Source organism: Paenibacillus flagellatus (assembly GCF_003217775.1).
In the GTDB taxonomy this organism is placed as follows: domain Bacteria; phylum Bacillota; class Bacilli; order Paenibacillales; family NBRC-103111; genus Paenibacillus_AB; species Paenibacillus_AB flagellatus.
Genome location: NZ_QJVJ01000008.1, coordinates 1 through 15619, shown reverse-complemented (window position 1 = coordinate 15619; position 15619 = coordinate 1). Strand labels below are relative to the sequence as shown.

Below are 15619 nucleotides of genomic sequence, written 5' to 3'. Positions count from 1 at the left end.
CTACATTACAACACAATCGGGACCTCGCGTTCCTCACGTAATCTTTGAAAATCGTTCAATTTATTTGGAAACGGTGGAGCGTTCGAGGAACGAAAAAAACCGCAGATCGCGACGCGACCTGCGGCCTCCCTCCTACAGCGAATCAAAACATGAGCTTGCTCTCGATAAACGACTTCAGCTCCGCGATCGGCAGACGCGTCTGCTCCATCGTATCGCGGTCGCGAACGGTCACTTGGCCGTCCTGCTCCGACTCGAAGTCGTACGTGATGCAGAACGGCGTGCCGATCTCGTCGTGGCGGCGGTACCGCTTGCCGATCGAGCCGGTCTCGTCGTAGTCGACCATGAAATGCTTCGCCAAGTCGGCGAACACCTTGCCGGCGCCGTCGGACAGCTTCTTCGACAGCGGGAAGACGGCCGCCTTGAACGGCGCGAGCGCCGGATGCAGATGCAGCACCGTGCGGCTGTCGTCGCCCTCGAGCTGCTGCTCCTCGAACGCGTCGATCAGGAACGCCAGCGTCACCCGGTCGGCGCCGAGCGACGGCTCGATGCAGTATGGCACGTACCGCTCGTTCGTCTCCTGGTCGATGTAGTGGAAATCTTCGCCGGAATGCTCCATATGCTGCTTCAAATCGTAGTCGGTGCGGTCCGCGATGCCCCACAGCTCGCCCCAGCCGAACGGGAATTTGAACTCGATGTCGGTCGTGGCGTTGCTGTAGTGGGACAGCTCGTCTTCGGAATGGTCCCGCAGCCGGATGTGCTCCTCGTTCAAGCCGAGCGACTTGAGCCATTCGAAGCAGAACGAACGCCAATACTCGAACCATTTCATATCTTCGCCCGGCTTGCAGAAAAATTCAAGCTCCATCTGCTCGAACTCGCGCGTCCGGAACGTGAAGTTGCCCGGCGTAATTTCGTTGCGGAAGCTTTTGCCGATTTGGCCGATGCCGAACGGCATTTTTTTGCGCATCGTGCGCTGCACGTTTTTGAAGTTGACGAAGATGCCCTGCGCCGTCTCCGGACGCAAATAAATTTGGTTCGAGCTGGACTCCGTCACGCCTTGGAACGTCTTGAACATCAGGTTGAACTGGCGGATGTCGGTGAAGTCGCGGCTGCCGCAGTCCGGGCAAGCGATCGCGTGCTCTTCGATGAGCGCCCGCATCTGGTCGAACGACAAGCCGTCGACGACCATCTCGATGCCTTTCTCGGACAGCGCGTTCTCGATCAGCTTATCCGCGCGGTGGCGCGCCTTGCACTGCTTGCAGTCGATCATCGGGTCGTTGAAGTTGCCGACGTGGCCGGAGGCGACCCACGCCTGCGGGTTCATCAGGATGGCCGCGTCCAGGCCGACGTTGTACGGCGATTCCTGGATGAACTTTTTCCACCACGCCCGCTTGATGTTGTTTTTCAGCTCGACGCCGAGCGGACCGTAGTCCCACGTGTTCGCCAAGCCGCCGTACACTTCCGAGCCCGGGAACACGAAGCCCCGGTGCTTCGCCAGCGCTACGATTTGATCCATGTTGACACTCATCTTCGTTCACTCCTTGACTAGTTTGGATTGGTGCGCCATGTCGAGGAGCATAGTAAAAAGCTCTCTCCCACGGCATAAAGGAACTATGCCTAGGGACGAGAGCTTGGTTGGCAGCGCCCGCGGTTCCACCCTAGTTGACGCGCTTAGCCGGATGCACGAAGCCGTGCGTGCCGGCACGATCGGTAAGCCGATCGCGCGTCCCCTTTCTTCGGTCGCGGCTCCGGACCGCCTTTTCCCCGCTACTTCCCCCGGGCTTTCACCGTCCCCGGGTCGCTTGTACGAAAGTGGCTGCGGGTACTATTCTTCCTTCACGGCCGCATGTATGCTTTGCTCCTCATTGTACCCAAGTTGCGCGAAAAAATCAATCGAGGCGGTCGCCGCGATCCGATCGGGAGATTGTCCGAGCGCCCAAACCCGTGTATAATACAACATATGTATAATACACCAATTCACGAAAGGCGGTCTGTCTATGCCCCCCTTCCTGCTTGCGGAGCTGCGCGATTCGGTGCAGCTGTTCATTCGCCGGTTCGGCTTGCTCGAGCAAACCGTGACGCCTTGCGGCTACGCGTTGTCGCTGTCGCAAGTGTTCGCGCTGCAGGAGCTTGAAACGGCGCGAGCGCTATCGGTCACCGAGCTCGCGGACCGGCTGAAGCTCGAAAGAAGCTCCGTCAGCCGCTTGGCCGACGGCCTCGTGAAAGCCGGCTTCGTCGACAGACAAGTAAACGAAACGAACCGCCGCGAAGTCCGCCTCACCTTGACCGACAAAGGCGTCCGCACGATCGGCAACGTCCGCCGCCAGTCGATCGGTTACTACGAATCGGTCATCGGCCATTTGACCGACGACGACAAGCGCCGCATCGCCGACGGCTTTCGGCTGTTCGCGGAGGCGCTGGAGCGCCGCGATGCCGGAAAGGACGTGCACCCGTGAAATATTCGTCATTCCGCCAATCGGTCGCCTCCATCCTTTCGCTCCTGCTCGCCGTCGTCGTTTCCTCGCACCATTGGCTGCACATGGCGCTTCTGTACACGCTAGGAGGGTCGATGGCCTCGATGGCGCAATTTTTGTGGCTGCGGCGGTTCATGATCGTCGTCGTATTGGCCATGACCGGTTTTACGCTGTACCGCTTCTTTCGCCGCCATCGGAGCCACGCCGGCTCGCACCGAAGGGGAGCCGCACTCCCGCTCGCGCTGCATCTCGCTTCCGCCGCGCTCTCGATCGGTTTCGTCGTCTACACGCTGCTGACGTTCGGATGGTAACGGCCTACGCCGGCCGCACTGGGCAAGCAAAGGGAACTGGCCTCGAACGGCAAGCCCCCTTTGCTTATTCCGGCAAGTGCGATATCGCCGCCGGCGCTACCCGTTCATCGGCGTGTAAAAGTTTTGCGTGTAGTACACGTGCATTTTGCCGCCGAAATAGACGCCGACGCCGAGCCGCGTCTCCGGACCGAGCAAGCTTTCGCGGTGGCCCGTGTGCGAATTGAGCCAGCCCGCATGGGCGTAGATCGCGTTCGGCTGACCGGCGGCGATGTTCTCGGCGCCCGAGCGGTAGTCGATCCCGTCCGCTTCGTACCGGTCGGCCAGCCGTTCTCCCGTCGGGCTTTTGTGGTCGAAGTATCCTTTGACGCCCATATCCTCGCTATGCTTGCGCGCCGTACCGGCCACCGCGTCGTCCCAGACGAACGGCTTGAGTCCCCGCTTCACTCTCGCGGCGTTGGCGAGATCGAATGTCTCCCGCTCGAACGCGATCCGCAGCGCTTCGCTCGGCGTGCCGTAATAGTCCGTTTTCGCTTCCTCCGCCTCCTTGGAGACGATCTGGATCGCTTCCAGCGCGTCGTTCTCGTGCGTGTCGTAGAAAAAGGTGACGTAGCCGCCGTCGAGTTCGTACACGCCTTCCTCTTCGCCCGGATTGTTCAGCATGTAGCGGGTGAACCCTTTCGTAATCGAATCGAGCGGTCGGCCGAACGTCTTGACGATATCCGCCGACGAGGCGCTCGGGGATACTCCGGGCTTGTCGGACGCCCATCTCGTCGAGTTCGTATACAAGGCGACCACTTTCCCGCCGGAAATGCCGATTTGCGCGTAGCTGGCGTAATCTTGGTTATAAACGTACCATTCGAACCCGTACTCGCTCGCATCCTTGCGGGCCGGCGTACCCAGCTTCGACTGCACCGACTCGGCGGAATCGCCGAGCGATACGCCGCGTACCGCAAACGCCCGCGCAGGGGCGGGAATTCCTTTCAGGACGAGATGTTTATCCGCCAGGTTGCGGATGAACTGGAGCGCTTCCGCGCGGGTCGGCCGGTCGTCGACGCCGAAGCCTTCCACGGTGGCGGACGTTTTCCCGGTCGCCAGCCCCCGCTCCAGCAAGTAGCGGACGGCCCCCGCCGTATCGAGGTCCTGCCCTTGCGACGCGGCCAGCACCCGCGCCACTTGTCCGCGCGAGTAGGGGGCGTCCGCATGAGCCGGGTCGACCGGCCAGCGCAGCTCGGAGGCGTAGGCGTAATAGCCCGCATACCACGCCGCGTCGGCACCCGCCGCAGGGATCGCGTCGCCCGCGAACGCGCGAAGCAGCATCGCCAAAAACTGCGCCTCGCTGACCGTCTTGTCCGGCTGGAACGTGCCGTCGGCAAAGCCGTCGACGATCCCCTTCGAGACGGCCCAATCGATCGTCGCCTTCCCCCAATGGGACGCGACGTCCGTGAAGCCGGACGTCGAGGCGGATGCCGAAGCCGCCATCGCCGCACGGCTCCCTCCCGCCGGGACCCACGAGCCGCCGACGAGCAGCGCCGGGACGAGCAGCGCCGAGACTCCCCATGTCCCCAACCGTTTCCAACCGTTCTTTCTCATCATCCATCTCCTCCTTCTGGTTGCCGTCCCAACGACTTCGACACGGAAGGCGCCGGTTCCTGTTTTTTTGCGGGAGGCGGGAGGGAATTTGAGCCGGTTCGCGCAAACGGAAAAAGGCCGCCCGGAGCTTTCGCGCTCTCCGAGCGGTCTTGAACGTTGTCGGCCGGGACTCGTCAACGGGAGCCCGGTACCGGAACCGGCGCGTTCAGCCGGTACAGCTTCGTGCCGTAGCAATTGAAGTAGACGGTGCCGTCCGGCGTCCGCGCCGCGGTCGAGACGTGCCCCGGCAGCGGACCGGCCGCCTCGGCCGTCATCGTCGCGGTATCGATCCAATAGAGCGTCTTCTCCCCGAACGCCGCGATCCGGCCCGATCCGGCCGCGAGCAGGCAGCCGCACCGTTCGCCGAGCCCGATCCGGCCGACGAAAGCCGTCGACGCCGGGTCGAACGCGGCGATGTCCGTGCCGACGCATACCCAGACTCGCGAATCGGCGGCCAGCGCGAAGCCGGGACGCTCCCCCGGCTCGAACCGGTGCAGATACGTCACGCGGCCTTCCGACGGCTCCCAGACGGCGAAATGACACGGCTCGTCGCGCGCCGCGAGGCCGTTGCCGCCGGTATCCGTCGTGAAGTACAGCCGCTCGCCGTCGGCCGCCAAGCCGCACAGCTGCTGGCCCGGCACCGGGTCGTACCACGAGGCGACCTCCTTCGTCGCCGGGTCGATGCGCGACAAGCCGCCGCCGTAGACGCCGTACTTGGCCGCCCAGCCGGTCCATATGCCGCCGTCCGGCCCGACGACCGTCTTCGCCCGCGGCCGGATCAGCTCCGGCCCGACGGAACGCAGCGTCCGCGGGTTGACGTTGCCGTATGGGTCCCACGGCTCATCCGGCCGGTAGACGATATGGTCGCCGCCGGCGTAGGCGGCCATGAACAGCTCGCCGCCGACGAACGCCATGCCGTACACCTCGCCGCCCGCATCGCAGACGGCGCCGGAGTTCCAAGACGAGCCGTCCCGCGGGTCGTAGCGGAAGATCGTCTGCCCGAAGCCGCTCGACCCCCACAGGACGCCGTCGCCGTCGGCGATGACCGTATGGATGCGCGTCGCCGGAGCCGGAACCGGGATCGGCCGGAACACCGGCTCGTCGGCGCCCGGACGAAGGACGAAATAGTCCTGCCCCTTCACGCCCGCCCGGGAGCCGTCCCGCAGCCGGACGAACCGGACGCGAAGCCGGCCGCGGACGACCGTCTCCTTCTCCTCGAGCGTAAGCTCCCACTCGTCGGCCGCCGCCCCCTCAACCGGCTGCAGCGTATTCGCGTCATAGAAGCGCAGGCTGCCGTCCGCTTCGGTGCAGACGAACGACTCGTTCGCCGCCCTGATCGTCTCGCCGGACGAACCGAACGGCTCGAACGTCTCCGCCGCGATATTCCACGCCCGCAGGAACGGCTCGTCGAACCCGCCGTCGACGAGAATGCGGCCGGGGACGCCGCCGTAGACGTTGCGGCTGTACAAGTTTTTCGCGTTGTCCGACACTCGCCCGACGCTCGTCAGCTCATGCTTGCCCGGGTCGTACCGGAGCAGCGCGCAGCCGGGATACGTCCCGCCGTATACCATGCCGTCCGATCCGAGCGCGAAGTTCCAGATGTACGTCTCCGAATCGATGCGCAGCGGCTCCGCCCATTCCCTCGTGCGCAAGTCCAGGCTGTGCAGGTAGCCGTAGTCGGGACACGTCCCGACGAGCAGCCGGTCGCCGAGCGCAAGAAGCGCCCACGCCCCGGAATCGCCGGGCAGCGGAATCGACTCGCCTTCCCCGCTTTCCGTATCGACGAACACGAGATTGCCGACGGAGCCGGCGGCGAAGTTGGACAGGACGAGCTTCTCCCGCCCGTCCTTCGGGTCGAGGAGCGGCGTCACGCCGAGAATGCAAAAGTTGCGGCACGGCTCCGCCGCTTCCGTATAGATCGTTTCCCCGATTCGGGTTTCCATCGGCTTTCCTCCTTATGGCCGTCCGCGGTCCGCGGGGGACAAACGACGGGTCCCTCACCCTTTGACGGCGCCCACGAACTGGCCGTGGATGAAATATTTTTGCACGAACGGATAAATGACGATAATCGGCAGAATGGTGACCATAAGCGCCGCCATCTTCAAATTTTCGGGATGGATGATCTGCTGGCCGAGCGGGTTCAGCGTCTCGTCCTCGAGCCGGGCGTTGTTCAAAATTTCCCGCAGCTGAAACTGCAGCGTCCACATCGACTTCTCCTTGATGTACAGCAGAACGCCGAACCATTGATTCCAATGCGCCACCGCGCTGAATATGACGAACGCCATCGTCATCGGCAGCACGAGCGGCAGCACGATGCGGAACAGGAGGCGGAATTCGCCCGCGCCGTCGATTTCGGCCGACTCGAGCAGCTCCTTGGGCAGCTGGTCGATCATGTTTTTGTAGACGATGATGTAGAACGGGCTGACAAGCCCCGGCAGGATCAGCGCCCAATACGTGTTGCCGAGCCCCAGGTTCATCACGTTCAAGTACGTCGGGATGAGACCGCCGCTGAAAAACATCGTGATCAAAATGTACGTCATCGCCGCGCCCCGGCCGACGAACAGCTTGTGCGACAGCGCGTACGCCGCGCAGAGCGAGACGATGACCGACAGCACCGTATTGATGACGGTAAGCCCCGCCGTGTTTACGAACGAGCGCAGAAACGTATAGTTTCCGGCGATTTTGATATACGAATCGAGCTGGAATTCGATCGGCCACAGCCCGACCTTGCCGGACAGCACCCCGTGGTAGCTGCTGAGCGAGATGGCGATCGCGTTGATGAAGGGCACCAGAATGGAAATGCAGAATACGACGAAAAACGTGTAATTGAACAATTGGAAGACGATTCGCGACGGCGACAAATAGCGATGCATCCAGGTCCCTCCTTTCTTAGTACATGCCGAGCCCGGTCAGCCGCTTGGACAGCCGGTTCGACCCGACGAGCAGGAGGAAGCCGAGGACGCTCTGCGTGAGGCCGATCGCCGTCGTCAAGCTGTATTGGGACTGCTCGAGGCCGAGCCGGTACACATACGTGCTGATGACGTCGGATACGTCGTAGACGAGCGGATTCTGCATCAGGAAAATCCGGTCGAAGTCGATGCTGAACAGATGCGCGAGCCGAAGCAGGAACAGGAGCGTAATCATCGGCACCATATGCGGCAGCGTAATGTGGATCACCTGCCGCCACCGGTTCGCCCCGTCGATCCAGGCCGCCTCGTACAAGCTGCTGTCGATGCCGGCGATGACCGCGAAGTATAGAATCGCCGACCAGCCGACGCCTTTCCAGATGTCCGCGAATACGAGGATGCCGCGGAACAGCCCGGGCTCCGTCATGAAAAAGATCGGGTCGACGCCGAATACGCCGAGGAACCGGTTGAACAGCCCCGTCTCGGGAGACAGGAACGAATAGAACACCCCGGACACCACGATCCAGGACAAAAAATGCGGCAAGTACGAAATCGTCTGCATGACGCGCTTGAACGTCCGCTGATACAGCTCGTTCGCCAGCAGCGCGAAGACGATCGGGGACGTAAACCCGAACAGCAGGTCGTAAAAGTTCAGGATGAGCGTGTTTTTGAACACGGACCAGAACTTGTCGTCGTTCAAAAAATAACGGAAGTTCTCGAAGCCGACCCAGTCGCTGCCCATAATGCCTTTGTAAATCGAATAGTCCTTGAACGCGATAATGATCCCGTACAACGGGACGTAGTTGAACAAAAACAGCAAAACGGCGGTCGGCGCAAACAGCACATAAAGCGAGACGAGCGTCTTGACCCTCACCTTCCGGCGTTTCGGCTTCACCGGAACGGGAACGGGAGCGTCGGCCAGCGCGGCGGATTCGTTCAAACGATCGGCACCTCCTTGGATGAATGTTCCCTATATCCGTCCGCTCCCGGAGCGGGTGCGCCGGGAGCGGACTCGGGGAGCGGCGGTCAAGCTGCGCGGGCTTTGCGGCGCCGGGAACCGCCCGACGCGGCGCGGCGCGGTTTACCAGTCGACCATTTTGTAGCCGAGGCTGCGCAGCTTTTCTTTGTTGGCGTCGATATATTTCTGCATCGGGTCGTACTTGAGCGCGCGGTACTTCTGCTCCCAGGCTTTGACCTCCTGATCGAACTGCTCCATCGAGATGCGGGCCATAATCGCCTCGGTCGTAAATTTGTTGATCGCCTGCATCATTTCCGAGTTTTTCTTGAGCACGTCGTCCGGCTCCGCATACATCGGCAGCGAACCCAAGCCGACCTTCTCCGCTTCTTTCTGCAGCACGGTCATGCTGTCCTTGATTTTCGTGAACAGCGGGTTGCCGATTTGCAGCTCATAGAGCGCCTGCTGCGCATCCTGGCCGTCCGTGAAGCCGAACAGAAACGCGAGGTGTCTCGCCCACGTCCGTTCCTTCGCGCCGAGCTTCTCCGGAATCGGCACCTTCTTGCCGTCCTTGACGGTGTACGTCTCGCCTTCCTTGCCCCAGAAAATCGTCTCCTTCAGTTCGTCCGCAGCGAACGCCTCGATAACGTCCCACGCCCGGTCTTTGTCCTTGGCCGACGCGGAGATGTACAGGCCGTGCGTCTGAATCGGGTTGCCGAGCCCGACCGTGGCGTACTTCTGATCCTTCAGCACGGACGGATATTTCGTCAGCGGCGGCGCGAACATGTACACGTATTTCTTCTGCACGTCCGTGCCGGTCGTCATGATCGACGCTTGGCCGGGCAAAATTTGATCGGCGCTGTTCCACTGGAACAGCACGTTGTTGTTGGCCCATTTCGTAAACCATTTCGTCGAATCCGTCGTCGCGAACTCTTTGTCGAACAGCCCTTCCGCATAAAGCGAGCGCATCAGCTCCACGGCGGCCCGATATTCCGGCAGCACGACGTTCGGCGTTACTTTGCCGCCCTGAATCCGGTAGCCGTACGGATTCGCCCCGTACAGGTTGAAGAAGACGGCGCCGCCGTAGGCGAACAGCTGGTCGCCGACGATCCGGGTCGACATCGGGATCGAGTCCGGCTCGGCCTTCTTGATTTTGCGCAGCAGGTCGACCCATTCCTCGACCGTACCCGGCCATTTGCCGCCGTTGTACTTCTCGACGAGATCGTAGCGGGCGTAAATGCCGCCGCCCTGCGGGCCTTTGTCGTAGGCCATCGGGATGCGCCAATATTTGCCGCTTACCGGGTCTTTCGCCAGCTCCATCATTTGCGGGGTGACGACCTTCTGCACGATCGGAGACTTGTCGTAATACGGCTTCAAGTCGATGAACGCGCCGTCTCGGGCCGCCTTGTACGTCGGATCGGGGTAGTTCGTGTGGAGAATGTCCGGCAGCTTCCCGGAGGAGAGCAGCAGATTGAACTTCGTCTGGAAATCTTTGTACGGCGGAACCTCGACCTTCAAATCGACGTTGGCAATCTTCTCGACGATGTTAATATACGGGTTGTTGCTCGGGTCGGTCGTGTCGAGCGGGTAATGCTCGAGACCGGAGTTGTTGTAGAACATGGACAGCTCGATCTTTTCCTTCGCCTTCGGATTGTCGCCCCCGGACGGCGCCTGCCCCTCTCCCGGATTTTTGCTTCCGCCGCCGGAGCATGCCGATACGACCATGCCGGCCAACGCCATGACGGCGATCGCCGACATCCACTTTCGGTTCGTTTTGCTCATTCGATCTGATCCCCTTTCCGTTCGTTTCGCTTCGTGCGGGATACCCCGTACGGGTGGCGCGATGCGCGCTCGCTCTTTTGTGAAGCGCTTTCAATTTTCCGGCGATCGGCTGCACACCCGCTTCCTTTGCCCCGACCCCGAACGCCTTCCCATAGGTGTATACGACATGTATATGACGATTACTCGTCTTTAGTCATTGTAAGTAATTTGAAAACGCTCCCGATAGACAATACCGAACTTCCCGGTGGTCATTTTTTGACTTGAAGTTGTCTTGAACTTGTCTCCCTTTTTAACCGGAACCGGTTTTCATGATTTTGCCGGTTTTGGGCATAGTAACAGGTGCGACCGGCGAATGGAATTTCGCGTCAACCGCACAGAACGAGCAAGGAGGATACCGATGAGCGAGAACGACCGCATGGAGCCGATGTCCGGCGAGCCCGTCGAAGTCGGCGGCGTTTATTCGAACGAATGGGGACGCGAGGAATATTTCCGCAAGGGCGACGTCTTCCCAGCCGACCCGCAGCTCGGCAGCACGGCTTGGAAGCTCGTCCGCTTCGACGTCGACAGCATCACGGGCGAAACCGAGCACGCCCATCTGAACTTGGCCGACAAAAACGCCCAAACCGGCCACAGCTCGCCGCGCGGCCACGTGGACCGCGGGGATAAATGAAAAATCCCGTCCGAAAGGGCGGGATTTTTTGTGTGCTTTTCTTCATGCAGCGGCTTACCGCTGGCTGGCCAAGTAATCGGCGAGCTGATCGAACGTGCCGCCGAAGCCTTGCTGGACCATCGGAGCCATGGCGTCGAACGCGGCTTGCTCCTCTTCCGTCGGGTTCAGCGGGCCGCCCTGCAAGGTCAGAACGGTTTTATCGCCGGATGGTTCCAATGTCAAAATATTGATGATCTCGAGCGGCCAGTTCGGATTAAACGGCGCCCGAATCGTATTCCCCTTCTCGTCCGAGAACGACTGGACGTACACGAGCTTTTCCGGGGCGTTCACCTCTTGGTAGACGAACTTTCCCCACATGGCCATGCTGCCGTCGGGCGACTTTTGGCAGCCGAGGAACATGCCGCCGGGGCGGACGTCCATTTGGACGACCTCGAGCGAGAACCCTTTCGGCCCCCACCATTTCCCGAAGTGCTCCGGGTTCGTCCATACCTGGAATACCAATTCGCGCGGGGCGTCGAAGACGCGGGTCAAAAGCAGTCCTTGGCGTTGTTCCTGTTTTTCGGTCATGATTCATCCTCCTTGGATGGAAAAGGAAACGGCAGCGTTCCCTTTTGCAGTTCTCTCAAATAATCGGCAAGGTGATCGAACCGCGCTTCCCATAAGCCGCGGAACGACTCCAGCCAATCGTCGATTTCCTTCAGAGGCTCCGGCCGAAGCCGGTAAATGCGCCGGTTCGCCTCGGGGCGCATATCGACGATGCCGGCCTCGTGCAGCACCTTCAGATGCTTCGACGCTTGCGGCTGACGGAGACCGAGCCGATCGGCGACCTCGCCAACCGTCAAGGGACCGTCTCGCAGCAATTCCACAATCAGCAATCGGTTGGGTTCGGCCAAGGCGCTCAGTGCAACGGTATTCATCTCTTCCTCCCCCTTCCGATCGATTCCGTTTACAGCGTACTGGAAGCCTGCTTCAGCAGTTGGGCCAGCAGCTCGTAATCGGGCGAATCGCCTTCGCGTATTTTCAGCCATTTCCGTTCGGCCGGTCCCTCGAAGCTCTTCGGCACTTCGAGACCGGTCGCATTCATGATCATGAACGCCAAGGCATCCTTCGAGGGAGAGATGACGGCCGCATAATGCCCGTTTTTCAAAAAGTGCGGCTTCTTGTACTGGATGCGTTCCTCCGCTCCGGGTATCGTCTCGTGGACCATTTGCCGGAGCTTCTCTCCGACTTCGGCTTGCCAAGCCGGAAGGTTCTCGATAAAGGACGTGACTTCCTGGTTCATACCATTCATAGGCCCCTTTCCTGAAAATACTGGAAACCCAATCCGTGTTCTCGGGCATTGCGGTCGCCCGCCCTTCGCTTGCCCTTCATTGTTTTCCAGTTCATGTCTATAATATACCCAATAATGAATATTCCTGTCAAGGAATATTTATGGATTTGTGATGACTCGGAGAAAAAGAAAAAAGCCCGCCGACAAGACTTTCGCCTTCCTATGTATCGGGCGAAGCGCGGGCCCATCGAATATAAAAAGGGACGCCGACGCACGCAGCCGGTGTCCCTGTACATTTCGCATCTCCGGCAACGAACCGTCATCGGTGCCGCCGTCTCACTTCCAGACCAGTCCCCACGCGAGCGCCGCCGCTCCCGCTCCCGCGAAAGCCAATCCGGCCGCCGCCGCGCCGAACCGTCTCCACGCCCGATCGACGGCGGAGCCTTCCGACTCCTTCCCGCCCGCCGCCACTTTCCAATGGTTCCGGGCGATCCGCTCCACCCGCTCCCGCTCGAATTCGTACAGCCACTCCGCTTCATGGTGGTTCATCATCTCGATCACTCCGTTTCGTTTCTTCTGCTTCTATTGTATCTCGTCAAAAGGGGATAAAAAGAGTATAATCAACGCAAAAGACTTCCCCTTTTTTTCACAAATCGACGTCGCGGGGTGATCGGGATGATTCATCTTTCCCAGCAATACTTGCTGCTGCACCGCTCCTTTTCCCCTTTTGCCGACCGGGAGCCGATTCCGGTGACCCTCGAGGATATCGCACGGAAGCTGTACTGCACGGAACGGAACGCGAAGCTCGTCGTCCGCAAGATGGCCGAGCAAGGCTGGATCGACTGGACGCCCGGGCGCGGCCGCGGCAACCGGTCGGCGCTCGCCTTCCTCGTCGACCGTGAGCGGATGCTGATGGACAACGCGCGGCATATGGCGCAGCGGGGGGACGTGCCGGAGGCGCTCGAGCTGATCCGCCAATACGGCGAAGGCACGTCGGCGAAGGAACGGTTCGGGGAATGGCTGTCCGCCTACTTCGGCTACAAGGAGGAGCGGACGGAGCGGAACGCGGTCGAGGTTCTCCGGTTCCCCGTCACGCAATCGTTCTACTCGCTCGACCCGATCGTGACGTATTCCGCGCTCGATCTGCACATCATCAATCAGCTGTTCGACACGCTCGTCTGCTTCGACCGGCATTCGGGCACGTTCCTCCCCCGGCTCGCCCACCATTGGGAGACGGACGGGACGAACCGGACGTGGACGTTTTATTTGCGCAAAGGCGTATCGTTCCATCACGGGCGCGAGCTGACCGCGGACGACGCGGCGTATACGTTCGAGCGGCTGCGCCGGGAGGACGGGACTTCCCGGTACCGGTGGATGTTCGACGGCATCGAACGGATCGAGGCGGTCAACAGGCGGACGCTCCGGATCAGGCTGAAAACGCCGAACCATCTGTTCCTGCGGTTCGTCAGCAATCCGTGCGCCTCGGTCGTGCCGCGGGACGTATGCGAGGAGAAGGAGGAACGGTTCGGCCGGGAGCCGGTCGGGACGGGACCGTTCCAGCTGACGGTCAATCAGCCGAACCGGTGCGTGCTGGAGGCGTTTCCGACCTACTTTTTCGGGAGGGCGCATTTGGACCGGGTGGAGATCATCGTCGTGCCGGAGGATTGCGAGACATTCCTCGAGCCGCGGTGGAACCAGGTCGTCCGCCACAACGAAACGCTCGCCGGTCTGCACCAGCCGAATTGGCGGAAGAAGGAAACGCTCCTCTCCGGCAGCAGCCTGCTGACGTTCAATCTGAACCGGGACGGCCCCCAGCGCAGCCTCGCCTTCCGTCACGCGCTTCATCATTTGGCGGATCGCGGCCGCATGGTCGAGGAGCTCGGCGGCAACCGGATGTACCCGGCCCGCGGCTTCGATCCGGCTCCAGACCCGTCCAAGGACGACCCGGCCTACGACCCCGAGCTCGCGAGGGAGCTGCTGCGGCAGTCGGGCTACGCCGGGGAGACGTTCCGTCTGCTGTCGAGCGACAAGCATTCCCCCGACGCCTACTGGCTGCAGAGAAGGTGCCGCGAGTTCGGCATCAACATCGTCGTCGACGTGCGGCCGTGGCTGACGCTGCTCGACTCGGACGATCTGTCCCGGGCGGACGGCATGCTGAATCAGCTCGTGCTGGACGAGGACGAAGTATCGCGGATCGAAAATTTCAGGGCGGAAAAAAGCTTCATCCGCCTGTATATGGCCGATTCGATGAAGGCGAAGTGCGACCGGACGATCGCGGCCGTCTTCGGGGAGCCTTCGGAAGCGAAGCGGAAAGCGATGCTGGACGACTTGGAGCGGTTTCAAAACGAGGAGCGGACGCTTCTGTTCCTGCTGCACAAAAAACTGAGCACCTCCCTCCACCCTTCGGTGAAGGGCGTCCAGTTCAACACGCTCGGCTGGATCGACTTCCGGCACATTTGGTTTCAGCACGATGCGGGTCCGGAAGCCGGAGAAGCCGCGGCGGCGGTCGACAATCCGGCATAAGACGGCGAAGGCCTCGGCGATGACGGGACGGGTACGGATGGATGGGGGAAAACGGCAGGACATTCGCTCGGAGTCGGCGGCTGGGCAGCGGACGGAAGCGCGGAGCGGGTCGGCGGAAAAGAAACGCGGGATTTCAGCCCGCCCGGTAGACGATCCGGCTAAAGGCGTCCGTCACGTCCGGATCGTACAGCCGGCCCCGGCAGCGCGTCAGCTCGGCGAGCGCCTCCTCGCGGGTGCGGGGGCGGTTGTAGCCCCGGTCGACCGTCATGGCGTCGAAGCTGTCGACGACGCGCAGCAGCTTCACCCGAACGTTCAGCATCGCCCCCGGCACGCCGTAATAGCCGCTGCCGTCGACGTTTTCATGATGATACACGATCATCTCGCTGTCGACCGGACCGACGGATTCCGCGAGACGGATCAAGGCGTCGCCGCGGCGGCAATGGCTTCTCATCGCGTCCCATTCCTCGGGCAGAAGCGATCCGGGCTTGTCCAGCACGGCAAGCGGCACCTCCAGCTTGCCGATGTCGTGGAGTAGCGCCGACCGGAGGACGACGTCCCGTTCCGCCGGCGGAAGGCCGAGCTCGGCCGCCAGCTCCCAGGCATACCCCGCCACGCGGATCGTATGCTCGTACGTTTGGCGATGATACCTCAGCATGCGCCGCAGCAGCGAAGAAGACGAATCCTCCGCGGCGAACCGGCGAACCGAGCAAAAGGCGAATGGGCGATCCTTCCCGATTTTGGCGCTCAACCGAGCACGCTCCCGTCCAGTCGATTCCGGGTTTCTCTCACGATGCCTCTTCATTATGCGCCGCTTGTCCGAAAACGAACATCACCGTTTCCTCTTATTTCCTTCCCGAAGACGTTAGGAAGATGCTCCTATTCGAAAAAATGCGATGGAAAAACCGATAGGAATAGAGGGGAACGGCAACGGCAAAAAGACCGTCTCCGCGAGGGGCTACCCCTAAGGCAGCCGACTGATATGCTCCCCTTAAAGTAGTCAGGTGAAATAATAAAACCTGCTGCTATAAGGGGAGTTTTTTTCATGCGCCAAAAATGGAGTGCACAACAGAAGCTAGCGGTGATACAAGAAGCCGACGAGATG

At 61.2% G+C, this 15619-nt stretch carries 15 protein-coding genes; 4 read left to right on the top strand and 11 right to left on the bottom strand.

What is annotated here, in order from left to right:
• Positions 1-142 precede the first annotated feature (142 nt).
• A complete protein-coding gene (locus DLM86_RS17745; protein WP_110841403.1) occupies positions 143-1525 on the bottom strand; it encodes a glycine--tRNA ligase in 1383 nt (460 codons plus the stop codon).
• Positions 1526-1994: 469 nt separating this feature from the next.
• On the opposite strand from DLM86_RS17745, the gene DLM86_RS17740 reads away from it, so the two are divergent.
• Both DLM86_RS17740 and DLM86_RS17735 read left to right on the top strand, forming a co-directional pair.
• Positions 1995-2453: a MarR family winged helix-turn-helix transcriptional regulator gene (locus tag DLM86_RS17740; protein ID WP_110841402.1), complete on the top strand. Its 459-nt coding sequence runs from the start codon at positions 1995-1997 to the stop codon at positions 2451-2453.
• Positions 2450-2782, top strand: a complete 333-nt coding sequence (locus tag DLM86_RS17735; protein WP_110841401.1) for a hypothetical protein — start codon at positions 2450-2452, stop codon at positions 2780-2782. The genes DLM86_RS17740 and DLM86_RS17735 overlap by 4 nt, the downstream gene beginning before the upstream one ends.
• Positions 2783-2878: 96 nt before the next feature.
• Here the strand turns inward: DLM86_RS17735 and DLM86_RS17730 are convergent, their stop codons facing one another.
• The 5 genes from DLM86_RS17730 to DLM86_RS17710 form a co-directional block, all read right to left on the bottom strand.
• On the bottom strand, positions 2879-4372 hold the full coding sequence (locus DLM86_RS17730; protein ID WP_110841720.1) for a CAP-associated domain-containing protein: 1494 nt from the start codon (positions 4370-4372) through the stop codon (positions 2879-2881).
• Positions 4373-4545: 173 nt separating this feature from the next.
• Entirely contained in the window at positions 4546-6354 is a 1809-nt protein-coding gene (locus tag DLM86_RS17725; RefSeq protein WP_110841400.1) for an NHL repeat-containing protein, read from the bottom strand.
• A 54-nt stretch (positions 6355-6408) separates the two neighbouring features.
• Positions 6409-7284, bottom strand: coding sequence for a carbohydrate ABC transporter permease (locus DLM86_RS17720; protein ID WP_110841399.1), 876 nt, complete (start codon positions 7282-7284; stop codon positions 6409-6411).
• Between the two features lie 16 nt (positions 7285-7300).
• Positions 7301-8257, bottom strand: coding sequence for an ABC transporter permease (locus DLM86_RS17715; protein WP_110841398.1), 957 nt, complete (start codon positions 8255-8257; stop codon positions 7301-7303).
• A gap of 141 nt (positions 8258-8398) precedes the next feature.
• On the bottom strand, positions 8399-10054 hold the full coding sequence (locus DLM86_RS17710; RefSeq protein ID WP_110841397.1) for a type 2 periplasmic-binding domain-containing protein: 1656 nt from the start codon (positions 10052-10054) through the stop codon (positions 8399-8401).
• A 397-nt stretch (positions 10055-10451) separates the two neighbouring features.
• On the opposite strand from DLM86_RS17710, the gene DLM86_RS17705 reads away from it, so the two are divergent.
• Positions 10452-10724 carry a transposase gene (locus DLM86_RS17705; protein ID WP_110841396.1) on the top strand — a complete coding sequence of 91 codons (273 nt, stop codon included), beginning with the start codon at positions 10452-10454 and terminating at the stop codon, positions 10722-10724.
• A 54-nt stretch (positions 10725-10778) separates the two neighbouring features.
• Here DLM86_RS17705 and DLM86_RS17700 read toward each other — a convergent pair whose 3' ends face one another.
• The 4 genes from DLM86_RS17700 to DLM86_RS17685 form a co-directional block, all read right to left on the bottom strand.
• On the bottom strand, positions 10779-11291 hold the full coding sequence (locus DLM86_RS17700; protein ID WP_110841395.1) for an SRPBCC family protein: 513 nt from the start codon (positions 11289-11291) through the stop codon (positions 10779-10781).
• Positions 11288-11641 carry an ArsR/SmtB family transcription factor gene (locus tag DLM86_RS17695; protein WP_110841394.1) on the bottom strand — a complete coding sequence of 118 codons (354 nt, stop codon included), beginning with the start codon at positions 11639-11641 and terminating at the stop codon, positions 11288-11290. Before DLM86_RS17695 ends, DLM86_RS17700 begins: the two co-directional genes overlap by 4 nt.
• A gap of 29 nt (positions 11642-11670) precedes the next feature.
• A complete protein-coding gene (locus tag DLM86_RS17690) occupies positions 11671-12006 on the bottom strand; it encodes a DUF1801 domain-containing protein (RefSeq protein ID WP_110841393.1) in 336 nt (111 codons plus the stop codon).
• Between the two features lie 324 nt (positions 12007-12330).
• Entirely contained in the window at positions 12331-12546 is a 216-nt protein-coding gene (locus DLM86_RS17685) for a hypothetical protein (RefSeq protein WP_110841392.1), read from the bottom strand.
• A 123-nt stretch (positions 12547-12669) separates the two neighbouring features.
• Between DLM86_RS17685 and DLM86_RS17680 the strand changes: the two genes are divergently transcribed.
• The gene (locus tag DLM86_RS17680) at positions 12670-14517 is read left to right on the top strand and encodes an ABC transporter substrate-binding protein (protein ID WP_110841391.1); all 1848 of its coding nucleotides are present in this window, start codon (positions 12670-12672) and stop codon (positions 14515-14517) included.
• A gap of 133 nt (positions 14518-14650) precedes the next feature.
• Here the strand turns inward: DLM86_RS17680 and DLM86_RS17675 are convergent, their stop codons facing one another.
• Positions 14651-15265 carry an HD-GYP domain-containing protein gene (locus DLM86_RS17675; protein ID WP_158289536.1) on the bottom strand — a complete coding sequence of 205 codons (615 nt, stop codon included), beginning with the start codon at positions 15263-15265 and terminating at the stop codon, positions 14651-14653.
• Positions 15266-15619 lie beyond the last annotated feature (354 nt).